This is a genomic window from Pseudomonas atacamensis (assembly GCF_017167965.1).
In the GTDB taxonomy this organism is placed as follows: Bacteria; Pseudomonadota; Gammaproteobacteria; order Pseudomonadales; family Pseudomonadaceae; genus Aquipseudomonas; species Aquipseudomonas atacamensis.
This window is the reverse complement of sequence record NZ_CP070503.1, coordinates 2893610-2916233: the sequence shown is the minus strand read 5'-3', so window position 1 is coordinate 2916233 and position 22624 is coordinate 2893610. Positions and strand designations below refer to the sequence as shown.

The 22624-nt window shown below is 63.0% G+C and carries 15 protein-coding genes; 10 read left to right on the top strand and 5 right to left on the bottom strand.

Going from position 1 to position 22624, the window contains the following annotated elements; genetic code table 11:
* Positions 1-2 precede the first annotated feature (2 nt).
* The 3 genes from JWU58_RS13245 to JWU58_RS13235 all read right to left on the bottom strand — a co-directional run bounded on the left by JWU58_RS13245 (position 3) and on the right by JWU58_RS13235 (position 3835).
* Positions 3-1505, bottom strand: a complete 1503-nt coding sequence (locus JWU58_RS13245; RefSeq protein WP_206422138.1) for a sensor domain-containing diguanylate cyclase — start codon at positions 1503-1505, stop codon at positions 3-5.
* A gap of 130 nt (positions 1506-1635) precedes the next feature.
* The gene (locus JWU58_RS13240; RefSeq protein WP_122692536.1) at positions 1636-2541 is read right to left on the bottom strand and encodes a LysR family transcriptional regulator; all 906 of its coding nucleotides are present in this window, start codon (positions 2539-2541) and stop codon (positions 1636-1638) included.
* 94 nt (positions 2542-2635) lie between these two features.
* Positions 2636-3835 carry an MFS transporter gene (locus JWU58_RS13235; protein ID WP_206422137.1) on the bottom strand — a complete coding sequence of 400 codons (1200 nt, stop codon included), beginning with the start codon at positions 3833-3835 and terminating at the stop codon, positions 2636-2638.
* Positions 3836-3847: 12 nt separating this feature from the next.
* Between JWU58_RS13235 and JWU58_RS13230 the strand changes: the two genes are divergently transcribed.
* The 5 genes from JWU58_RS13230 (at position 3848) to JWU58_RS13210 (ending at position 9951) form a co-directional block, all read left to right on the top strand.
* Positions 3848-5401 carry a c-type cytochrome gene (locus tag JWU58_RS13230; RefSeq protein WP_420893286.1) on the top strand — a complete coding sequence of 518 codons (1554 nt, stop codon included), beginning with the start codon at positions 3848-3850 and terminating at the stop codon, positions 5399-5401.
* A complete protein-coding gene (locus JWU58_RS13225; protein ID WP_206422136.1) occupies positions 5398-5871 on the top strand; it encodes a (2Fe-2S)-binding protein in 474 nt (157 codons plus the stop codon). The genes JWU58_RS13230 and JWU58_RS13225 overlap by 4 nt, the downstream gene beginning before the upstream one ends.
* On the top strand, positions 5868-8102 hold the full coding sequence (locus JWU58_RS13220; protein WP_206422135.1) for a xanthine dehydrogenase family protein molybdopterin-binding subunit: 2235 nt from the start codon (positions 5868-5870) through the stop codon (positions 8100-8102). Before JWU58_RS13225 ends, JWU58_RS13220 begins: the two co-directional genes overlap by 4 nt.
* Before the next feature lie 171 nt (positions 8103-8273).
* The gene (locus JWU58_RS13215; RefSeq protein WP_206422134.1) at positions 8274-9386 is read left to right on the top strand and encodes an alkene reductase; all 1113 of its coding nucleotides are present in this window, start codon (positions 8274-8276) and stop codon (positions 9384-9386) included.
* Between the two features lie 88 nt (positions 9387-9474).
* Positions 9475-9951, top strand: a complete 477-nt coding sequence (locus JWU58_RS13210; protein ID WP_241196166.1) for a helix-turn-helix domain-containing protein — start codon at positions 9475-9477, stop codon at positions 9949-9951.
* A 352-nt stretch (positions 9952-10303) separates the two neighbouring features.
* Here JWU58_RS13210 and JWU58_RS13205 read toward each other — a convergent pair whose 3' ends face one another.
* Positions 10304-15553 (bottom strand): trifunctional serine/threonine-protein kinase/ATP-binding protein/sensor histidine kinase, encoded by a 5250-nt coding sequence (locus JWU58_RS13205; RefSeq protein ID WP_241196165.1) that lies wholly within the window; start codon positions 15551-15553, stop codon positions 10304-10306.
* 262 nt (positions 15554-15815) lie between these two features.
* Between JWU58_RS13205 and JWU58_RS13200 the strand changes: the two genes are divergently transcribed.
* The gene (locus tag JWU58_RS13200) at positions 15816-16805 is read left to right on the top strand and encodes a response regulator (protein ID WP_206422133.1); all 990 of its coding nucleotides are present in this window, start codon (positions 15816-15818) and stop codon (positions 16803-16805) included.
* A 20-nt stretch (positions 16806-16825) separates the two neighbouring features.
* Positions 16826-17203, top strand: coding sequence for a response regulator transcription factor (locus JWU58_RS13195; RefSeq protein ID WP_206422183.1), 378 nt, complete (start codon positions 16826-16828; stop codon positions 17201-17203).
* Positions 17204-17208: 5 nt separating this feature from the next.
* Here JWU58_RS13195 and JWU58_RS13190 read toward each other — a convergent pair whose 3' ends face one another.
* Complete coding sequence (locus tag JWU58_RS13190) at positions 17209-17811, bottom strand: TetR/AcrR family transcriptional regulator (RefSeq protein WP_206422182.1); 603 nt, start codon at positions 17809-17811, stop codon at positions 17209-17211.
* 138 nt (positions 17812-17949) lie between these two features.
* On the opposite strand from JWU58_RS13190, the gene JWU58_RS13185 reads away from it, so the two are divergent.
* The 3 genes from JWU58_RS13185 to JWU58_RS13175 all read left to right on the top strand — a co-directional run bounded on the left by JWU58_RS13185 (position 17950) and on the right by JWU58_RS13175 (position 22580).
* On the top strand, positions 17950-18738 hold the full coding sequence (locus JWU58_RS13185) for an SDR family NAD(P)-dependent oxidoreductase (protein ID WP_071172509.1): 789 nt from the start codon (positions 17950-17952) through the stop codon (positions 18736-18738).
* Between the two features lie 55 nt (positions 18739-18793).
* Positions 18794-19810: an NADP-dependent oxidoreductase gene (locus JWU58_RS13180; protein WP_206422132.1), complete on the top strand. Its 1017-nt coding sequence runs from the start codon at positions 18794-18796 to the stop codon at positions 19808-19810.
* Positions 19811-20174: 364 nt separating this feature from the next.
* The gene (locus JWU58_RS13175) at positions 20175-22580 is read left to right on the top strand and encodes a glucose/quinate/shikimate family membrane-bound PQQ-dependent dehydrogenase (protein WP_206422131.1); all 2406 of its coding nucleotides are present in this window, start codon (positions 20175-20177) and stop codon (positions 22578-22580) included.
* Positions 22581-22624 lie beyond the last annotated feature (44 nt).

Sequence of the window (22624 nt, the reverse complement as noted above, 5' to 3'; positions counted from 1 at the left end):
CCTCAGGCCTGCCCGGCCATCCCGTTGCGCCCCGCCGCTTTCGCCCGGTACAGCGCCTGATCGGCGGTTTGGATCAACGCCGGCAGCGAATCCAGCTGAGCGCCCGTCCCCACCGCCATACCGATACTCACCGTAATCCGAGCAAACGGACTGCCCGGGTGGGCGATGTTCGCCTGCTGCAAACGCTCAAGCATCAACTGCGCCACCACCGTCGCCCCGGCGCTGTCGGTGGCCGGCATGATCACCGCAATTTCCTCGCCACCGTAGCGTGCGACCAGATCCGAGGGGCGTCGCACGCAGCCTTCAAGAATCTTGCTGACCGCTTGCAGGCAGGCATCGCCAGCAACGTGGCCCAAGGCATCGTTGAACAATTTGAAGTGGTCGATATCGATCATCAGCAAGGCCAGCGTGGTGCCGTCACGCTGCGCCCGCCGCGCTTCCACCGCCAGGGTTTCATCGAAGCAGCGGCGGTTGGCCAGGCCGGTCAGCGCATCTTTCATTGCCAGCAATTCCAGCTGTCGATTGGACGCGAGCAACTGCTGCTGGGCATCGCGCAACGCCTCTTCAGCCTCAGTCCGGCGGCGGATATCAAGGATCAGGAACCAGCCGATCAGCCCGGTCAGCCCGAGCAGTCCGGTCACTACCACCGCCGACAGCGCCGCTTCGATACGCCACGCCGCCAGCGCTTCATCCTTGCCCAGGGCGACGGTGGTGATCAGCGGCAGGGTCTCACTTTTGCGGAACGCGTACAGACGTTCGACACCGTCGAGGCTGGAGGTGTAGGAGGCAGTGCCGACCGAACGGTCGACGAGGTATTTGGCGTAGATCGGCGAACTGGAGAAATTGCGGCCCATGTCCTGCTCGCGAAACGGGTAGCGCACCAGCAGCGTGCCATCGGTGTAAGACAGACCGATCGCGCCGTCCTGGCCAACGTCGAGTTTGCCGAACACCCGCAGGAAGTTCTCCACCCCCAGCGTCACCGCTACCACGCCAGCGAACTGCCCGCCATCGTCGTTGAAGCGCCGACTGATGGTCACCACCCATTCGTGATTGGCACGGCTCTGGATCGGCGGGCCAATGAACGGCTCGCGGCTCGGGCTGTCACGGTGATGAATGAAATAGGCGCGGTCGCTGCTGTTGGCGCCCTCGGGAATCGGTCGGTTGGAGGACATCAGCCAATGGCCGTGCCGGTCATAAATGGTGATGCCGCTGAGCTGTGGCATCAGCGGCTGCTGGCGGTCGATCAGGCTCTGGATGCGCTGAATCTGCGCCGGGCCGTTGCCCTCGGTTTCCAGACGTTCGACCAGCCCGAGCAAGAGCAGCGAGCTTTGCCGGACGATGCCTTCGGTGTAGGTGTTGAGCGCCTGGGTCAGGTTCAGGCCATGCACGTCGACTTCCGCCAGCGCACGCTCGCGCGAAGACCAGACTTTCCAGATTGTCAGCGAAGTCAGGGAACAGCCGATCACCAGCAGCAGGAGCATTACAAGGCGAGTATCACGCTTCACGTCAGTACCTTAAGGAAGTCCGGTATCCATTCCAGCCATCATTCGAACGTCGGCACTCACGGCGGCCACGTGTTCCGGGGCGCAAGCATACAAGCAGTGTGCAGCGGCTGCAGCAACAGAGTGTGCAGTGCTAAGCAGCGGGTTTGAGGATTTCTACGAGAAAATCGATGAACACGTTGATCCGGCTCGAACCACGGTGGTTGGGCAGGTACAACGCGTTGATGCAACTGCTGGCGCTGCCAGGATTGACCTCGTAGTGCTCAAGCAAGCGCGTCAGGCGCCCGGCGGTGACGTCGTCACGCACCAGCCAGTCGGCGAGCAGCGCCACACCGCCACCGCCAATCGCCGCTTCGCGCAGGATGTCGGCGTTGTTGCTTTGCAGGCGACCCTGGACGTTGAGCTGAATCGGCTCTTCGTCGCCCTGAAAGGTCCAGTGGTGATGGCTGCCGCCGTAGTCGAAGCGCAGGCACTGGTGCTCGAGCAGATCCCGCGGATGCTCCAGCACGCCGCTGCGCGCCAGATAATCCGGGCTGGCGACAATCCAACGCTGAAAGTGGCCGACGCGTTTGCTGACGATGTCCTCGCTGACCACCGTCGAGCCGAGCCGCACTGAAACGTCGATCTGCTCGCTGAGCAAATCGCTGACCTGATCGCTCAGCGACAGACTGATCTCCAGCCCGGGATGGCGTTCAAGCAAGCGGCTCAGGTGCGGCGCAATCAGTCGCCGGCCAAACTCCACCGGCACACTGATACGCAAGCGGCCCTGGGCATCACTGCCACGATCGGCGACCACCGCATCGGCTTCGTCGATGGCATCGAGAATGGCCACGGCCTTCTCGAAATAGGTCTGGCCAGCGACGGTCACGCTGGTATTGCGCGTGGTGCGATTGAGCAGGCTGGCGCCCAACTCGTTTTCCAGGCCGGCCACTTGCCGTGTCACCGAAGACGTCGAAATCCCAAGCTTGCGCGCCGCCGAGGAATAGCCCCCGCAGCGCACGGTTTCAACAAACATCTTCAAGGCCAGCAACTTGTCCATAAGCGGGATCCGGTGGTGAGGGAACGCCGCTGATTGTGCATCAGTGCCCGCCACACGTCTTGTATCGTCGTGCTTGCCGGGCCTCATCGCGACCTCAGACATCAGCCTTGCGACTCAGGAACAACGCCAGCGCCAGCGCCGGCAACACCGCTACGGCGACGGCAGAGAGGTTCCAGCCGAAGTGTTCGTACAGCGGGCTGGCGACCAGTGAGCCGAGGGCGCCGCCAACGAAAATGCTGGTCATGTACACCGCATTCAGGCGGGCGCGGCTGTGCGGGTCGAGGGCGTAGACCTCACGCTGGCCGAGGACCATATTCAATTGCACGGCAAAGTCCAGCAGCACCGCACAGACCACCAGCCACACGTAACCACTGCCCGGCAACGCGGCGATCAACAGCGACAGCGGCGCCAGCAGCAACGCCACCAAGGTACCGCGACGACCGTGCCCGGCATCGGCCAGACGCCCGGCAATCGGCGCGGCAATCGCACCCACCGCGCCGACCAGGGCGAAGATCGCGACTTGCGCCTGGCTGAAGCCGTGATGACGCATCAGCTCAATTGGCGCGAGGGTCCAGAACAGGCTGAAACTGGCGAACAGCAAACCCTGATACAGCGAACGCTGGCGCAACACAGAAAAGCGCCGGGCCAGGGCAAACACCGAACCGATCAACGCGAGATAAGTGGCCTTGTGCGTCGGCACCCGGCGCGGCAGTGCCACAGCGGTAATCAGCGCGATCACCGCCATCAGTGCCGCCGCGCTGTAAAACACCCCGCGCCAGCCGAACACTTCAACCAACAGACTCGACAGCGGCCGCGACAGCAGAATCCCCAGGAGCAGGCCGCTCATGATATTGCCGACGACGCGCCCCCGGCTGGCTTCCGGTGCCAAATGTGCGGCCAGCGGCACGAGAATCTGCACCGCTACGGATGTCAGGCCGATCAGCAAAGAAAGCAGCAGAAACAGCGACGGCGAATGGGTCAGGCCAGCGCACAGCAGCGTGACACTCGCAGCGAGGGTGAAGCCGACCACCAGACGGCGGTTTTCCATCAGGTCAGCCAGCGGCACCAGCAGCAACAAGCCCAGCGCGTAACCGAACTGCGTCAGCGAGACGATCAGGCTGGCATTGGCGCTGGACAGGCCGATCTGCGGCGCGATCAGCTCGACGATGGGTTGTGCGTAATACAGGTTGGCGACGACCGCGCCGCAGCAGAAGGCCAGAAACGCGACCATCAGGCCGGAGAGTGAAGCAGGCTGTTCGGCCGGGGCCGCAACGGCAGGGTTGCCCGTAAGCATGGTGACACCTCGTTGAGTTCGGGAAAGTTGTGCCAAGGCTACGGTCAGCCGACGGCAGCGAGAATCCGTGCCACTGGCAACGCACTGATGCGTGGCGCGCAACGTTGCTTGTGGCGCAACGCGCTGTTGCGCGGGCCGGTGATTCTCCGCTGCAAGGGTCTTCTCTACGCTTTGGCCCTGGCGCTGACGTCCGCATCGGCGCCCTTCCCCGGTTGCTACAAGGAGCGTTTCCATGACCCGCACTGCACTCGTCCTGCCACTGTCCGCCGCATTTTTCTGCCGACCATGAACAGCCATTTGCTCAAATCCAGAACCCTGTGGATCAGCGTCGCCGTGCTCGCGGTGATCGGCCTGATCGTCGCCGTCGCGCTGATGTGGCGCCCGGCGATCGCGCCAATCAAACGGCCGACGTCATTCGATACTGCGCAGTTGCAACGCGGCGCACGGGTGGTCGAGGCCGGCGACTGCGCGGTGTGCCATACCCGCCCCGGCGGCGAATACCTGGCCGGCGGGCTGCCGCTGGTGACGCCGTTCGGCACGCTGTACAGCACCAACATCACCCCGGATGCGCAGACCGGCATCGGCGAATGGTCATTGCCGGCCTTCGAGCGGGCGATGCGCGAAGGCATTGCCCGCGACGGCCACTTTCTCTACCCGGCGTTTCCTTACGTGCACTACCGGCGCATGAGCTCCGAAGACATCGCCGACGCCTATGCCTACTTGATGAGCGGCCCCGCCGTACACGCCCCGGCGCGGCAGAACCAGATGAACTTCCCGATGAACATCCGCCCGCTGGTGTCGTTCTGGAATCTGCTGTTTCTGCATGGCGAGCCGCTCACGCCGCTGGCCGAACACAGCGCGGCATGGAATCGCGGACGCTATCTGGTCGACGGCCCGGGCCACTGCGCCGGCTGCCATTCGCCGCTGAACCTGATCGGCGCGGAGAAATCCTCGCAATATCTGCAGGGCGGCAGCGTTGATGGCTGGGAAGCGCCGGCCCTGGTCGGCCTCGGGCAGCGCGCCAATCCGTGGAATCGCGAGCAATTGGTCGGCTATCTGCGCGCCGATGTCGTCGATGGCCAAGGCACACCCGCCGGCCCGATGCGTCCGGTCAGCCTGAGTCTGGCGCGCTTGCCGGCCAGTGAAGCCGAGGCAATTGCCGACTACCTGCTGAGCCTGCAAAACCCGCAAGCGGTGAGCGAAACTACCGCGCAAAAGCCGCCAAGCAGTCCAGCGGATCACACAACCGGCGCCCTGCTCTTCAGTAGCGCCTGCGCCGGATGTCACGCACCCGCCGCGCCGATGCGCGAAATCGACGGCCGCCCGGGCCTGCAAGGCACTTCGGCGCTGCAAGCGGCCAGCTCGCGCAACTTTCTCAAAACCGTGCTCGAAGGCGTGCCCGCCATTCCCGGCGCCCCCGGCCCGGTGATGCCGCCATTCGCCGCCAGCCTCGACAACGCCCAGCTCGGCGCACTCGCCGCGTATCTGCGCGAGCAAGCCAAACCCGAAGAGCCATGGACCGACCTTTCTTCCACTATTGAAGCGTTACGTCAGGAGACGAAATGAGCCAGATCACTCTCACCGTCAATGGAGCCGCCCAAGCGCTTAATCTGGAGCCGGACATGCCGCTGCTGTATGCGCTGCGCAACCACTTGAACCTCAACGGCGCCAAGTACGGCTGCGGCCTGGGCCAGTGCGGCGCGTGCACGGTGATCGTCGACGACCAACCGGTGTTCGCCTGCCTCACGCCGTGCGCAGGCCTTGAAGGGAAAAAAATCCGCACCGTGGAAAGCCTCGGCAGCGCAGACAAACCCGGCCCGTTGCAAGCGGCATTCATCGACAAGCAGGCCGCGCAATGCGGTTACTGCATCGCCGGCATGCTGATGCGCGCGCAGGCGTTGCTCGAACGCGATCCGCACCCGGACGAACAAACCATCCGCGAACACATGGCCGGCAATCTGTGCCGTTGCGGCACGCACTTGCGCATTATCGAGGCGATCAAACAGGTGGCTGGGCACAACGGGAGCCTGACATGAGCGAAGCAAACGGCTTGAACCCCAGCCGCCGGGCCTTCCTGCGTGGCGGCGCGTTGCTCATGGCTTTTACGCTGATGCCGGTAGCGCGGCGTGTCTTGGCCGACACCGAAGTCGACACCCTCGGCACCGTAGTGCTGGCCCCCGATCTGCCCGGCAGCTTGCGCACCAACCCATACCTCGACGCGTGGATTCGCATCGGTGCCGACGGGATCACCGTGTACACAGGCAAGGTCGAACTGGGCACCGGGGTGAAAACCGCGTTGCTGCAAATCGCTGCCGAGCGTTTGCAGGTGCCGGCCAGCGCGATCAACTTGCTCACCGCCGACACCGCGCTGACGCCCAACGAAGGCTACACCGCCGGCAGCCACAGCATTTTCGACAGCGGCACCGCGCTGTACAACGCTGCCGCGCAAGTGCGGGAAATGCTCGTCGATGCCGCTGCGCGCAGTTGGCAAGTCGATGCTGCGCAACTGAGCACTCGCGACGGCATCATCGAAGGGCCGAATGGTCAGCGCATGGCATATGCCGACGCGGTCAAGCATGTCGATGTGCACCAGTACGCCAAGGCGCAATCACCGGCGATGGCGGCGGCCGATTTCAAACTGATCGGCCACAACCTGCCGCGCCTGGACATCCCGGCCAAGGTCAGCGGTGGCGCGGCATTTGTGCAGGACATGCGCTTGCCGGGCATGCTGCATGCGCGGGTGATTCGCCCGCCGCGTCCCGGCTGCACGCTTCAGGCGTTCGATGCCGCGTCCGTCGAGGCGTTGAGCGGCGTGGTCAAAGTGATTCGCGACGGCAATTATCTGGCCGTGGTCGCCCGTGATGAGTGGCAAGCGATCAAGGCCATGCGCAGCGGCATTGAAAGTGCCAAGTGGAGTGGTGGCGAGGCGATTCCCGAAGCCGCCGGGATTCACGATTTGCTCAAGCAATTGCCCTCCAAGCGCTATCCGATCAGCAACAACGGCAATGCCGGCGGCGCGACCGAAACGCGCTTCAAGGCGCGGGTGACCAAGCAGTACTTGATGCACGGTTCGATCGGCCCGTCCTGTGCGGTGGCCTGGTTCAACGACGGCGTGCTCACAGTGTGGACCCACACCCAGGGCGTCTATCCGCTGCGCGCCGGTATCGCCGAGATGCTGCGTCTGCCGCCGGAACGCGTACGCTGCATTCATACCGAAGGCTCGGGTTGCTACGGCCACAACGGCGCCGATGATGCCGCCGCCGATGCCGCGCTGATCGCCATGCGCCTGCCGGGCACGCCGGTCAGGGTGCAATGGATGCGCGAGCAGGAAAATCTCTGGGAGCCGTACAGTTCGGCGATGGTCACCGAAATCGATGCCGGCCTCAGTCAGGGCCGTTTGCAGGACTGGAACTACGAGCTGTGGACCACCCCGCACAACGAACGCATCGTCAACGCTGGTCGCCTGCTGCCGGCACGCCTGTTGGCGAAACCCTTCGCCTCGGCGCCGTCGGTGCCAATCGCCCAGCCCGAAGGTGATGGCGATCGCAACGCGGTGCCGCTGTACGAGCTGGGCGCGACGCGGATCAACATGAATTTCGTCACCACCATGCCGTTCCGCACTTCGGCCATGCGCTCGCTGGGTGCGCACATCAACATCTTCGCCATCGAGGCAGGTATTGATGAGTTGGCGATCAAGGCCGGGCTCGATCCGCTGGCGTTGCGCCTGGCGCATCTGAGCGACCCACGTGCCCGGGCTGTGATTGAGCGCGTGCGTGACGAAATCGGCTGGCCCCACAAGAGCAGCGAGCCCGGCGCGGGGATCGGTTTTGCCTTCGCCCGCTACAAGAACATCATGGGTTACTGCGCCCTCGCGGTGAAGCTGCGGGTGCATCCGCAGACTGGTGAGATCCGTGTCGATCATGTGGTGACGGCGGTCGACGTCGGCCAGATCGTCAGCCCCGATGGCCTGCGCAATCAGGTCGAGGGCGGCATCGTCCAGTCGGCCAGCTGGACGCTCTACGAAAAAGTCGCCTACGACGCCGGCGGCATTCGCAGCTATGACTGGAGCGGTTATCCAATTCTGCGTTTCACGCAATTGCCGAAAAAAGTCGACGTGCACCTGCTCGATCAACCGGGCGAACCCTTCCTCGGTGCTGCCGAAATCGTCCAAGGGCCAATGGCTGCTGCTCTCGGCAACGCGGTCAGCAATGCCACCGGCCGGCGCTGGCTGAATCTGCCGCTGACTCGCTCGACCCAACCCGCCTGAACCACGCCCGCGTTCATCAGCGATGAGCGCGGGTGCCGTTGCGTTGCGCGCAAAACTGCTTAGCGCCGGCCACGGATTATCAGCCCCGCCACCCCCGGTTAAGTTACCTGCACAGCGCGCGGCACCTGGCTGCCGCACTTGAACCCTACTCATCGACATCCGGAGCTACCCATGACCCGTCGCCTGTTCCAACCCATCGCCCTCGGCCCTTACACCCTTGCCCATCGTGTGGTGATGGCGCCCTTGACCCGCTCGCGCGCTGGCCAGCCGGGCGACGTGCCGACCGCAATGAACGCCGAGTACTACCGCCAACGCGCCAGTGCTGCGCTGATCATTACCGAGGCCACGCAGATTTCCCAACAGGGCCAGGGCTATGCGTGGACGCCGGGGATCTACACCGATGCGCAAGTGCAGGCCTGGCGCGAAGTCAGCACCGCGGTGCACGCGGCGAACGGTCTGATCTTCATGCAGCTGTGGCACGTCGGCCGGGTCTCGCATCCCAGCTTCCAGCCGGACGCCGGTTTGCCGGTGGCGCCGAGCGCCCTGCCTGTGCCGGGCAAGACCTTTATCGTCGATGAACAAGGCAATGGCGTGTGGGGTGATGTGCCAGTGCCGCGCGCCCTCGAAACAGCGGAAATCGCCGACATCGTCGAAGACTATCGCCGCGCTGCGCGCAACGCGTTGAACGCTGGCATGGACGGCGTGGAGATCCATGCCGGCAACGGTTATCTGCTCGACCAGTTTCTCAACAGCAACAGCAACCAGCGTGATGACGCCTATGGCGGCAGTGTGGAAAACCGTGCGCGGTTTCTGCTCGAAGTGGTCGCCGCCGTCGCTGATGAAGTCGGCGCCGAGCGCGTCGGCGTGCGTCTGACGCCAATGGGCCGCTTCATGGGCATGGGCGATGACACGCCTGAAGCGACCTTCGGTTATCTGGTCGAGGCGCTCAACCAGTGGAATCTGGCCTACCTGCATCTGGTCGAGCCGGCCATGGTCGGCACGGTCAAGGACGAAAACTTTGATCCGCGCTGGGACGCGATCATCGCCCAGTTGCGCCAGACCTGGAACGGCGTGCTGATCCTCGCTGGCGGTTACGACGCTGAATCCGCCGAACTGGCCTTGAGCGCCGATCGCGCCGACATCATTGCCTTTGGCCGGCCATTTTTGGCCAACCCGGATCTGCCGCGTCGGCTGCACGACGGGCTTGAGTTGAACACGCCGGATCCGAGCAGCTTCTTCGGCGGCGATCAGCGTGGTTACGTCGATTATCCGTTTCACGCCTGAGGCTTGGGCTTCATAACTTTTAAGGTTTGTTTAAGGACTTTAAATAAAGCCTGCGGCCAGACTTTGCCCATCGATCAGGAGAGCCGCCATGAACCCGCAATCGGTGAAGTCAGACCCTTCCTGCCACCTGGCGCGCCCACTGGGCGCACTGTCCGGCTGGCAGGAACGCCGCGCCAAGGCCTACATGCTGCACGATCTGAGCCGCAGCCTGCGCGTCAGCGAGATTGCCGAACATTGCAATCTTTCACGCAGCCACTTTTCCCGGGCGTTCAAGATCGTCACCGGCTACTCGCCTCAGGAATGGATGCTGAAGATGAAGATCGACAAAGCCAAAGGGCTGTTGCTGACCTCGATGGCGATTACCGAGATTGTTTATGAATGCGGATTTTCCGATCACTCGCACTTCACCCGCACGTTCGGGCGCATGGTGGGGATGCCGCCGAAGGTCTGGCGCCAACTGATGTGCGGAGCGCGGGTGGCGCTGGTGGATGCGGATGTCTGGCGGCTCAGCGATGGGTTGCTGAATTCGACGATGGGCCAGCGCTTGACGGAACTGCGGCCCTGAGTCGGATTTCAAAGGGTTTTGTTCACTCCTTCCTTTTGGCCGCGATTTTTCGCGGCTTTTTTTTGAACGGCGCACCGCCGTTCGGCATTGGAGTGGCGGTGAATTCACCCCTCACCCCAGCCCTCTCCCCGAGGAGAGGGAGCCGATTTGTGTGCTTTTCCAATCCTGAGTTCAACTCGGACTTTCACGTCGGCGTATCTCCCCCAAACACCCCGGTCAGTCCCCTCTCCCTCCGGGAGAGGGTTAGGGTGAGGGGCTTTTGTTTTTGCCAAACCTGAATTCAACTCGGTATTGCACGTCGGCGTATCTCCCCCAAACACCTCGGTCAGTCCCCTCTCCCTCCGGGAGAGGGTTAGGGTGAGGGGCTTTTGATCCTGGCGTCCGGCGCAAGCGGCAGTCTGAAGCAGATCCGCGCGCCCTCTGCGCTGTCTTCCACGCGCAAAGTCCCGCCATGGGCGCCTATCACCGTTCGGCAAATCGCCAGGCCCATGCCCATGCCGCTGCCCTTGGTGGTGAAGAACGCATCGAAAATTTCTTCACGCTGATGCTCGGCGATCCCCGGCCCGTTGTCTTGAAAAGCCACGCAGACCTGCCCATCGGACAGCGTCGACTCAATCACCAGGCGCCCGTCAGTCACGCCCTGCCCAGCCATCGCTTCCAGCGCGTTGACGATCAGGTTGTAGATCACCTGCTGGATCTGCACCCGATCCCCCAGCACCGGGTCAGCAGCGTTGAGTTGCGTGTGCAAGCTCACCCCGCGATTGTGCACATCGCTGGCCGTCAGTTGCACGACCTCACCGATCAACGCGTCAATCGACACCGGCAATCGTTGCAACGGCGCCTGCCTGGCCAATGCGCGCAAGGCCTGGACGATCTCGGTGGCACGGGCGCTGTCGGAGCGAATGTCTTCCAGTCCCTGAATAGCCTCGTCGAGATCAGGCGTGTCGCGCTTGAGCCAGCGCAGACTGGCCGAGGCGTTCGATGAAATCCCCAGCAATGGCTGGCTGATTTCGTGGGCGATCGAGGCCGACAGTTCACCCATCATTTTCAGGTGCGAGTTGCGCGCCAGTTCCGCCCGCGAACTACGCAAGTCGGCTTCCATCTGCGCGCGCAAGCGATTGTCTTCGACCAGTTGCGCATACAGCCGCGCGGTCTGCAGCGACACCGCTGCCTGCGAGGCGAGGATTTCCAACATGGTCAGGCGTTCGGCGCTGAACAGCTTCGGTACCAGGCTGTTTTCCAGATACACCAGACCGATCAGCGCGCCCTGCTTGAGCAACGGCAGGCACATCAGCGAGCGCGTCTGCCGCTCGCGCAGGTCGGCGCTGTAGGCTTGCGGGCAGTCGGCGCGGGCATCGTCGAGCACCAGCGGCGTGCGCGTGCGCATGGTCGAATTGAGTACTGAAACCGGCGCGATCTGCTCCAGCGAGCGATCGTTGTCCTGACTGACCCGCACGTTGCCCGCCTCGACATGCGCGGCAGCGGCCAATTGCAACTCACCCTCGGCGACCAACAGCAGCGCGCCGCGATCGGCACCCGCCTGAATCATCAAGTGATTCATCAAGGTCTCCACCAGCCGATCAAGCAACACCTCTTGCGAGACCGCGCGTGCCGCTTCAATGCCGACTTCCAGATCAAGGCGCACCCGCGTCACCGGCGTTCCCGCTTCCAGGGAATGCTCGTGGGCGAGAAACGGATGCTGCGCTTCGAGCTGGCGCGCCTTGGCTTCAGCGCCCCACAGCACATAGCAGTCGCGCGCAACACGCAGGTGATGATGCGTGCCGGAGACCAGGCCGTTGGTCAGGCAGACCTCGGCCAGTTGCTCATGTGCCAGTGCTTGCTCATGGATAAATCCGGCAGCGGCCGCCGCGATTTGCGCTTGGTCGAAGCAGCGAATGGCGGCCAGCCCTTCGCCGCGCACGCGGGCCATCGCGCCTTCGATCAGCAGCAGTTTGTTGCTGAAGGTCGAAGGATTGAGCTCGACCCAAGGCAGAAAACGCTGCCGTTGCTGCTCCAGTTTCTGCAATTTTTCGGCAACAGAGCCCGGCGCCTCGGGACTGGCCAGTGCCAAGCTGTAGAACAGGCAGTAATGCGCCAGATCAATGTGCGCCGGCAGCGACCAGGTCAACGCCTCGGCGTCTTCGAAACGGCGCAACGCGTAACGCACTTCGCCGAAATACAACGCCGACATGCCCGAATACAACCACATCCACAACAGCGTCGGCTGTGAGACACGGTCGCGATGCAGCGGGCCAAAACGGTCATGTTCCAAAGCATCCAGCATTGCGATCGAACGAGGCTCAGGCCCATTGCGCAAATCGCTGGCAAACGCCTGTTGCGCCAGCAGAATGCGCTCGATGTCGATGTAGTGAAACTGCCGCACCCAACTCAGGCCGACGTCCAGCTCGTTCAACACGTTTGGCAGCGGCTCGCCCATGAACAGCAGATCGGAGCCGATGTGGTTGCAGGCGTAACACGACATGCCCAGATCGCCGCCGGCCTGACCGCACTCAAACGCGGCGAAGGCCTTCTGCCGCGCGTAGGCCATCGGCCGGGTCCACGCGCTGACCTGATCCAGCGCCACCAGCGTGCCGGTGCGCCCCGCCTCATAGCCGTGCAGATCAGTCAGATCAAGCGCCAGTTCGGCGAAAGCAACACCGTCCAGATACTCGCCATAACGGTCGGCGATCATCACGCCGTACCAGGCGAAACCGTAGCCGCTGCTCGGCGTGGTGCCATGGAGCAAAGTCAGTTCGACCATCTTCGCCAAGTGCAGAAAAGCAATGTCGTCCTGCACGAAGAACGAGGCGATCAGCGTGCTCAGCAGTTCCATGGCCATTTCGATTCGCGGCTCATTGGCTTTGGGCACTGCCGTCAACTCAGCGATCCGTCGCGCACCGACCAATTGCCGAACCCGTTCGAACGCTTCGCCCAGTTGCGCCTTCGAGGGTTGTCGCTGCAGGTCGATGTCGAGCAACGCAAGACCGGCCAGAGCTTCGCCGATCGCGCCGTGGTAATCGGAATGCAAGGTGCGCAGGCTGGCGCGCAGGCGGTAGGTTTTCGCCCGGTCCAGCACGGTGGCAGCGTGTTCCAGGCAATCGTCAAGACGCTGTTGCGCGCCGGGCAGATCCGCCAGCAACATCGCGCAGTCGGCTGCCAGCCAGCGCGCCGCGAAGGCTTGCGGGTAGAGCTGCGTCCAGCCGTTGTCGCCGAGTAACACCTCGGCGCTGCGCAGATAATCCACGGCCTGCTCGACAGCGGCACTATCGCGGGCGCGCTCGGCAGCTTCGAGCAATAACTGGATGAACTCAGCGCGTCGAGGCGCTTGCAGCGCATTGCCGGCGCTGCGCTGAATCTGACTGGCGATGTCGAAGACCCGCGCCTGCCGCTGCTCGCCGCATTGATCGAGCATGGCGGCAGCGATGCGCGCATGCTCAGCCGAACGCCCGGCCGGTGCGGTCAGCGCAGCGGCGGCTTCCAACACCCGATCGTGGGGAAACACCAGTTGGCCAGGCTCGCGCAGGAGAAATCCGGCGCTGACCAGATAATCCACGTCACGCAGCAATTGCGCCGGATCGTCCCCCAGCAAATCGCCCAACAGCGTTTCGTCACAGCGGCCACCAACGTAACCCGCGGTGCGCAACACTTCACGGGCACTGACCGGCAGACGCAGCAAGCGTTGCACCATCAATTCGGCCACGTTGTCGGCGTAGCGATAGCCGTTCACTTCGGCCTGATTCCACACCCAGCGCCGCGTCGTCGCGTCGAAACGCAGCAGACGCTCGTCCACCAGCGCGCGCGCGACCTGGCTGACGAAGAACGGATTGCCGGCGGTTTTGAAGTGCACGACGCGGGCCAGCGCCTCGAGGTTGTCGACGTCAGCATCGAGTTCGACCGCCGTCAGTTGCGCAACGGCCTGCACCGACAGCGGCCCTAGTCGAAGGTCACTGACTGGCAGCGCGGGTGCTCTGCGCATCTCATCGAGCCAGCCGCCCGGATGCTCCGTCAACTCGCCCTCGCGATACGCCAGAACCAGCAGCAGATGCCGCGTCGGTCGGCCGATAAAGGCTTTGAGAAACGCCTGCGTCGAGTCGTCAGCCCACTGCAAGTCGTCGATAAACAGCAGCAGCGGATGCCCCGGTTGCGCAAAGACTTCGAGCACATCAAGCAGCGCCCGATTGACCCGATCCAGGGCGTGGCGCGCCGGCATGTTCGGCAGTTCGGCGGTGGCGCCGATCAGCAGTTCGGCTTCCGGTGCCAGGTCCAGCAGCAAGCGGCCACGGCCCTTGAGGGTTTCGCGCAGTTGCTCGGCCAAGGCCTGCAAGGCCAGCGTGGGCTTGGTCAACACTTGGCTGATCAGAGACTGAAAAATCTGCGCCAGCGGCGCGAAGGGCCGGTCATTGTTCAGCAGTTCGATCTTGCCGCTGGCCCAATAACCGGGTGCCTGGCTACGCAGGAGTTGCTGGATCAGCGTCGACTTCCCCGCTCCCGGTGCGCCGGCAACCAGCAGCACCCGAGCGATGCCGTCGCTGCGCACGCGCCGGATCTGTTCAAGCAGCTGCTGACGTTCGTCATCACGACCAAACAGCACATCGCCGCGCGTGGCCGTTGCGCGAGCATCGAAAGCACCGAGGCGGAACGCTTCGATCTGGCCTTTTTTCTGCCATTGGCGCAGGCACCAGGTCAGATCGGCGGCCAGCGATTCGATGCTTTGATAGCGCGCGTCCGGCTCCTTGGCCAGGCCCTTGAGCAGCACATGGCAAATGCCTTGCGGCAGGTCGGGTTGATATTGCGCTGGCGACAATGGCTGGACGGCGGCGTGCACATGCAACCATTGCGAGGCGTCGCGAGCGATCAGCGGCGGGCGCCCGGTCAGCGCCTCGTAGATGATTGCCGACAGCGCATAGACGTCGCTGCGCTCATCGGAATCGACGCCGTCGCGCTGCAGCTGTTCCGGCGCCAGATAAGGCCAGTGTTCCAGGCTCGGCAGTTCGGTCGCCGGCGTTTCCTGCGCGTGGGTGTGAAAGCCCATCAGCCTGACGCTGTCGTCGGCATAGACCAGCAGATGCCAAGGCAATAAAGAACCCTGTGGGAGCGAGCCTGCTCGCGAAAGTGGTGGGTCAGTCAAGGGTGTTGTCGGCTGGAATGACGCTTTCGCGAGCAGGCTCGCTCCCACAGGTTTTTGCGCCGTTTCGGTATGCCTGGAGTGGACCAGCGCATTGGCGGCGGCGACGGCGATATTCAACACCCGTCCGAGTGGTAAGCCGGCGGCGTCGATCAGTCCAGCCAGCGGCGCGCCCCATTGCGGGTAGACCAACACCGGCCCGTCCGCCGAGCGAATCAGCGCGAGCGGGTTGAGCGCCCACTGCGAAGGCAACTGCAAATGGAAATCGCGCTCCAGCCGCTGGCACAGCGCCGGACGCTGGATCGGCGCACGCACGGCGAACCAGCTCTGGCCCGAGCGGCCGTCTTCAAGGCTGAACCAGGTCAGTTCATGGTCACGGCGCAGCAGACTGAACCGACAGCTCTCCAGCCATGCTTCATCGAGCATCGGCGCATCGGCCACGCGGGAAATTGCAGAGGAGGATGGCTGGCCGGGCATACGCATTCACCGCTGGAAATGGGATTCAGGCTGGTGGCGAAGTATACCCAGCGTTTTTTTGCCAGAGGGCCAGCCGCTGCGCTGATGTCCGTCCGCAGCCTCAAGATGGCCGTCCAGAGCCTTGCGCGGCTGTTTCTTGCGCTATACAAGCGCACGTCTTATCCCTCGGGATAATTGCTTTATGCCAGGCCGTCCCCTAGCGTACGAACCTGATAACCCGGCGCCCGCGCCCTGTCCTTCTCACCGCAACGCAGAGGCCCGCATGATCCGACTCGGCCAAGCCACGATTTCTTTGGAACGGCGCGAAGCCTTTCTCGATGGCCGGCCCTTGCGCATGGGCGGGCGGGCGTTCGAAATACTTTCGGTACTGATGCAGGCCGATGGGCGCATCGTCAGCAAGGACGAGCTGATCAATCAGGTGTGGCCGGACATCGTCGTCGAAGAGAACAATCTGCAAGTGCAGATTTCCTCGCTGCGTAAACTGCTCGGGGAAAAAGAAATCATCCAGACGGTTGCCCGTCGAGGTTACCGATTATTGAAAGACCGCGAACCCAAACTGCCCGTGTTCAACGCCCTGGCCTCGGCGCCGATGGTGGCGCAGCCGCCGTTGGTCGATACGCAATCGGTGCCGGTGTTCATCGTTGACGATGAGGCCTGCGTGCGCAGTGCATTGAGCCGCTTGTTGCGCGCCGAAGGCATCGAGCACCGGATTTTCCAGTCCGCCGAAGAGCTGCTAGAGGCCGACATCGCCAATGGCCCGGCGTGCCTGTTGCTCGACGTCAGCCTGCCCGAAACCACAGGCCTGCAATTGCAGGCGGCGCTGAACGAGCGCGGCTTGCCGTGGCCGGTGATCTTCATGACCGGCCACGGCACGATTCCGATGTCGGTGCAGGCGATGAAGGCCGGGGCGGTGGAGTTCCTGACCAAGCCATTCAATGACGATGAACTGCTTGGCATTCTGCGCAGCACCCGTCAACAAGCCGCGACGGCGTTCAACCAATGGCAACGGGTTCAGCACGTGCGGCAATTGGCGGCGCAGCTGACACCGCGTGAGCGCGAGGTGCTGCCGCTGATTGTCGGTGGCCTGTCGAACAAGCAGATCGCCAACCAGTTGGGCACCAGTGAAGTGACCGCCAAGGTTCATCGCAAACACATCATGGCGAAGATGCAGACCCGCTCGCTGGTCAACCTCGTCGAACTCTACGGACTGATCAGCGCTGCGCCTTCGCCTGGCCCATCGAGCCTGTCGTGAGCGGCCCGGCGGGTCGCCCGATGGCGATCGAGAACACCCGACCGACGATTGTCTGCATCGTCGATGACGACGCGTCGGTGCGCAAAAGCCTGTCGAATCTGCTGCGTTCGGTCGGTTATCGCGCGCAGGTTTATGCCAGTGGCGAAGCGTTTCTCGCCGAAGCCGACTTCGCCGAAATCGACTGCCTGCTGCTGGATCTGCGTATGCCCGGCCTGTCCGGCATCGACGTGATGCGCCAACTGCCGCGACAGTTTCCGGTGATCTGCATGTCCGCCCATTGGGACGAGGCGGCGCTGGCTGAGTCCGGGCATTACCAGGCGTTTGAATGCCTGTGCAAACCCTTCGAAGAAGAGGTTTTGCTGGCGGCACTCGATAAGGCCCTGCACCGCCAACACTGATCGCTTCAGCTGTCCTGCGTGGCTTCTTCCGCAGTTTCGATCGCGGGTAGCGACTCAGTCATCGAAGCGTGACACACCGCCAGAATCTCATCGGCCAGCGCCGAGTCATCCGGGCAGGCCCGCGACAGCATGATCGCCCCGACGGCGCGGGCCAGCAGGTCGATCATCCGGGTCCTGCCCTCACCTTGCGGTGCATCCGCTGCCGTCGGGTATCTCTCGCCGAGCGTCTGCAACGTGCGCTCGATGCCTTCAGCGAACGCCGCTTTCACGTCCCCGGACTGCCGCGCCGCATCGCCGCACAACGCTGCCATGGTGCAACCGGTGGAACGGCCATCGCGATGCTCGCGCGACACGTACACGTCGATGAAATCCTGCACGCTCATGCTTTCGGCGGCGGCCGTGGACTGCGCCAGGCTGTTGGCCGAGGCTTCGGCCATCAGGTCGGCTTTGGAGCCGAAGTGTTTGTAGAAACCGCCGTGAGTAAAACCGGCGGCCGCCATCAGGTCAGCCACGCCGACCCCGTCATAACCGCGTTCGCGGAACATCACCGAAGCGGTTTCGACAATGTGCTCGCGATTGGCCTGAGCCTGAGCCTTGGATACGCGCATGTTGAATACCTCCAGCGCTGAAAATTCATCGGTCGATGATACATAGATGTTGGCCATAATCAAAACCTTGACAGGTTAGATTTCGATCATCATCCTAAAGGCCCGCAATCAGTCTTCAACTGACAAAGAGCCCACACCATGACTACTCGCCCTACTGTTCTGATCACTGGCGCCTCCACCGGCATCGGCGCGGTCTACGCCGCACGTTTCGCCCAGCGCGGTCACGATCTGGTGCTGGTCGCGCGTGACCAGGCGCGCCTGGACACCCTTGCTGCCGGTTTGCGCGCTGAACACAACGTCAATGTCGAAGTGCTACAGGCCGACCTGACGCAACTGAGCGACCTGCAAACCGTCGAGGCGCGTCTGCGTGACGACGCGCGCATCGGTATCCTCGTCAACAATGCCGGCGCGGCGCAGTCCGGTACCTTCATCGAGCAGAGCACCGACAGCGTGGCGCAACTGGTCGCGCTGAACACCACGGCGCTGGTGCGTTTGGCCAGTGCCATCGCCCCGCGCCTGGCCAAGGCCGGCGACGGCGCGATCATCAACATCGGCTCGGTGGTGGGCCTGGCGCCGGAGTTCGGCATGTCGGTGTATGGCGCGACCAAGGCGTTCGTACTGTTCCTCTCCCAGGGCCTGAGCCTGGAACTGTCGCCACAAGGCGTGTATGTGCAAGCCGTATTGCCTGCGGCCACTCGCACGGAAATCTGGGACCGCGCCGGTATCGACATCAACACCCTCACCGACATCATGGAAGTCGGCGATATGGTCGATGCCGCGCTGGTCGGTTTCGACCGTCGCGAAGTCGTGACCATCCCGCCGCTGCACGAAGGCGAGCGCTGGGATGCCTTGCAAGCGGCGCGTCAGGGGCTGTTGGGGCAGATCCGCCAGTCGGCGGTGGCGCAACGTTATCTGACTCAGGCCTGACCTCATCCAGACCCGCCTCTATGCCGGCGGGTTTCTACCGACAAGAGCATCCGCAATGAAGGCATTTTTCATCGAGCGCTACGGCAAGCAGAACGGACGGATCGGCGACATCCCGGAACCGCAGGTCGGCGCGCACGACGTGCTGATCGAAGTGCGCGCCAGCAGCGTCAACCCGCTGGATCTGAAGATTCGCAGCGGCGAATTCAAGATGATCCTGCCCTATCAAATGCCTTTGATATTGGGCAACGATGTCGCCGGCGTGGTGCTCAGCACCGGTGCGGCGGTCAAGCGTTTCAAGCCGGGCGATGAGGTTTATGCGCGTGCGCCTGAAAACAGGATTGGCACGTTTGCCGAACGCATCGCTGTCGATGAAACAGCGGTCGCGTTGAAACCCGCCAATCTCGCCATGACCGAGGCGGCTTGCATGCCGCTGGTGGCGTTGACGGCATGGCAGGCACTGGTCGAAGTCGCCAACGTGCAAAAAGGCCAGAAAGTGCTGATTCACGCCGGCTCCGGTGGCGTTGGCACGGTCGCCATTCAAATGGCCAAACACCTCGGCGCTTTTGTTGCGACTACGACCAGCACGGCGAATGTCGCGTGGGTCAAGGCGCTGGGCGCTGATGTGGTGATCGATTACAAGCAGCAGGATTTCGCCATTGAGCTGCGCGACTACGACGTGGTGCTCAATAGCCTCGGCGGCGATGTGCTGGAGAAATCGTTGAAGGTGTTGAAACCGGGCGGGAAACTGATTTCCCTGTCAGGGCCGCCGACTGCGCAGTTCGCTCAGGAACAGGGTTTGTCGTGGCCGCTTGGGCTGGTGATGCGCCTGCTCAGCAGCGGCATTCGACGTAAAGCACGCAAGCGTGGGGTGGGTTATTCGTTTCTGTTCATGCGTGCCGATGGCGCTCAGTTGCAAAAAATCACTGCATTGATTGAGGCAGGAGTGATCAAACCGGTGGTTGATCGTACTTTTCCGTTCGATCAGATAGCTGACGCGTTGCACTACGTAGAAAAAGGCCGGGCAAAGGGCAAGGTTGCCATCGTGATCGATCCTGAAACGCCCTCACCCTAACCCTCTCCCGGAGGGAGAAGGAACTGACCGAGCTGAATGCGCGAGTAACGCCGACCTGAGATACCGAGTCGAACACATATCCTAAAAAGCCCACAAATCTGCTCCCTCTCCTCGGGGAGAGGGCTGGGCGGGCGGCGTTCCGATGAGGGGTGAATTCAGCGCGGTGTTTGTATATGTGCATTGCAACTGCAAGCCCGACTCGCCATCCCCGCTGAAACGTCGAGAAACCCCTCTCAACTTGCGTTTTGCCCATCCTGCACCACGCTTGATTCACAGAAGTGCACGTTTTCATGGCAAAACTGCGGTTAACTGAATGGTTAGTTACCGCTATAATCCCGCGCTTCATTCAAACGGGACTTTCAATGTGAACCACAGTCAACGCGTCTCAGGCGTTTCAACGTTCATTCTGGTCGGCCTTGGCGTGATCATCGCCCTGCTCGGTCTGGCGCTCGCGGTCGGCGGTGTGAAGCTGGTCAGCCTGGGCGGTTCCTGGTACTTCCTGGTCGGCGGTCTGGCGATGACCGTTTCCGGTGTGCTGATCGCACTGAAGAAAACTGCAGGCGCCTGGCTGTTCGCCGCATTTCTCGTGGCCACCGCGATCTGGGCCGTGGCTGACGCCAGGCTGGTGTTCTGGCCGGTGTTCTCGCGGCTGTTCATGTTCAGCGCGATCGGTATGGTCGTCGCTCTGGTCTACCCGCTGCTGGCGCGCGCCAATGGCCGCGTAGCCGGTCGTGGCGCGTATGCCGTGGCCGCTGTGCTCGCGGTCGGTGTCGCGGTTGCTGCCGGCAACATGTTCGTCGCTCACCCAACCGTTGCCGCGACTGGCACTGGCCCGGGCCTGACTCCGGTCGAGCCGGCCAAGGCGCAGAAAGACTGGGCGCACTACGGCAACACTGAAGGTGGCAGCCGCTTCGCCGCGCTCGACCAGATCAACCGCAACAACGTCGACAAATTGAAAGTCGCGTGGACCTACCACACCGGTGACGTCGCCGAGAGCGATGGCAACGGCGCCGAAGACCAGCTCACCCCGCTGCAGGTCGGCAACAAGGTGTTCATCTGCACCCCGCACAACAACCTGATCGCCCTCGATGCCGACACCGGCAAAGAGCTGTGGAAGAACGCGATCAACGCGCAATCGAAAGTCTGGCAGCGCTGCCGTGGCATGGCCTATTTCGATGCCACCGTCACCATCGCTCAGCCGAGCAACTCTTCGATCATCGAAGCCAAACCCGAGCCGGCTGCCAACTGCCAGCGCCGTCTGCTGACCAACACCATCGATGCCCGCCTGATCGCGGTCGATGCTGACACCGGCGAGTTCTGCCAGGGTTTCGGCAACAACGGCCAGGTCGATCTGAAGGCCGGTCTGGGTGATGTTCCGGACAGCTACTATCAGTTGTCGTCCGCGCCATTGATGGCTGGCACCACCGTAGTGGTTGGCGGTCGTGTTGCCGACAACGTGCAAAGCGACATGCCGGGCGGTGTGATCCGTGGTTTTGACGTGATCACCGGCACCATGCGCTGGGCGTTCGACCCGGGCAACCCGCAGGATCGCAACGCACCGGCCGACGGCAAAACCTACGTGCGCAGCACGCCGAACAGCTGGGCGCCGATGTCCTACGACGCGGCGACCAACACCGTATTCCTGCCGATGGGCAGCTCGTCCACCGACATATATGGTGTCGAGCGCAGCGAACTGGACCATAAGTACGGCGCCTCGATCCTCGCGCTGGACGCCAGCACCGGTGAAGAACGCTGGGTGTTCCAGACCGTGCACAACGATCTGTGGGACTTCGACCTGCCGATGCAGCCGAGCCTGATCGACTTCGACAAGGACGGCCAAAGCGTTCCGGCGCTGATCATCGGCACCAAGGCCGGGCAGATCTATGTGCTCGACCGCGCCACCGGCAAGCCGCTGACCGAGGTCAAGGAAGTACCGGTGAAAGCCGCGAACATCCCCAACGAGCCGTACTCGCCGACTCAGCCGAAATCCGTGGGCATGCCGCAGATCGGCGCGCAGCACCTGACCGAATCGGACATGTGGGGCGCCACGCCGTACGACCAGTTGCTCTGCCGCATCGACTTCAAGAGCATGCGCTACGACGGTCTGTACACCGCACCGGGTACCGACAAATCGCTGAGTTTCCCGGGTTCGCTGGGCGGCATGAACTGGGGCAGCATCTCCACTGACCCGGTGCACGGTTTCATCTTCGTCAACGACATGCGCCTGGGTCTGTGGATCCAGATGATCCCGTCGCAGAACAAAGGCCAGGCCGCTGGCGGTGGCGAAGCGCTGAACACCGGCATGGGCGCTGTTCCACTCAAAGGCACGCCGTACGCGGTGAACAAGAACCGCTTCCTGTCGGTGGCCGGCATTCCGTGCCAGGCGCCGCCGTTCGGCACTTTGACCGCGATCGACATGAAGACCCAGAAAGTCGCATGGCAGGTTCCGGTCGGCACCGTTGAAGACACCGGTCCCCTGGGCATCCGCATGCACTTGCCGATCAAGATCGGTCTGCCAACCCTCGGCGGCACCCTGTCGACCCAGGGCGGCCTGATCTTCATTGCCGGCACCCAGGACTTCTACCTGCGCGCCTTCAACAGCGGCAACGGTGAAGAAGTCTGGAAAGCCCGTCTGCCGGTCGGCAGCCAGGGCGGCCCGATGACTTACGTTTCGCCGAAGACCGGCAAGCAATACATCGTTGTCACCGCTGGCGGCGCACGCCAGTCGACCGATCGTGGCGATTACGTGATGGCTTACGCCCTGCCGTAACTCGCTGCCGCACAACCAACCTCCTCCAAGCGCGCGGTGCCCCA

Coding starts and splice junctions, on each gene's coding strand:
- JWU58_RS13240 (WP_122692536.1), bottom strand. CDS start 2,541: ATGGACAAGTTGCTGGCCTTGAAGATGTTTGTTGAAACCGTGCGCTGC.
- JWU58_RS13235 (WP_206422137.1), bottom strand. CDS start 3,835: ATGCTTACGGGCAACCCTGCCGTTGCGGCCCCGGCCGAACAGCCTGCT.
- JWU58_RS13225 (WP_206422136.1), top strand. CDS start 5,398: ATGAGCCAGATCACTCTCACCGTCAATGGAGCCGCCCAAGCGCTTAAT.
- JWU58_RS13220 (WP_206422135.1), top strand. CDS start 5,868: ATGAGCGAAGCAAACGGCTTGAACCCCAGCCGCCGGGCCTTCCTGCGT.
- JWU58_RS13215 (WP_206422134.1), top strand. CDS start 8,274: ATGACCCGTCGCCTGTTCCAACCCATCGCCCTCGGCCCTTACACCCTT.
- JWU58_RS13210 (WP_241196166.1), top strand. CDS start 9,475: ATGAACCCGCAATCGGTGAAGTCAGACCCTTCCTGCCACCTGGCGCGC.
- JWU58_RS13205 (WP_241196165.1), bottom strand. CDS start 15,553: ATGCCCGGCCAGCCATCCTCCTCTGCAATTTCCCGCGTGGCCGATGCG.
- JWU58_RS13200 (WP_206422133.1), top strand. CDS start 15,816: ATGATCCGACTCGGCCAAGCCACGATTTCTTTGGAACGGCGCGAAGCC.
- JWU58_RS13195 (WP_206422183.1), top strand. CDS start 16,826: ATGGCGATCGAGAACACCCGACCGACGATTGTCTGCATCGTCGATGAC.
- JWU58_RS13190 (WP_206422182.1), bottom strand. CDS start 17,811: ATGCGCGTATCCAAGGCTCAGGCTCAGGCCAATCGCGAGCACATTGTC.
- JWU58_RS13185 (WP_071172509.1), top strand. CDS start 17,950: ATGACTACTCGCCCTACTGTTCTGATCACTGGCGCCTCCACCGGCATC.
- JWU58_RS13180 (WP_206422132.1), top strand. CDS start 18,794: ATGAAGGCATTTTTCATCGAGCGCTACGGCAAGCAGAACGGACGGATC.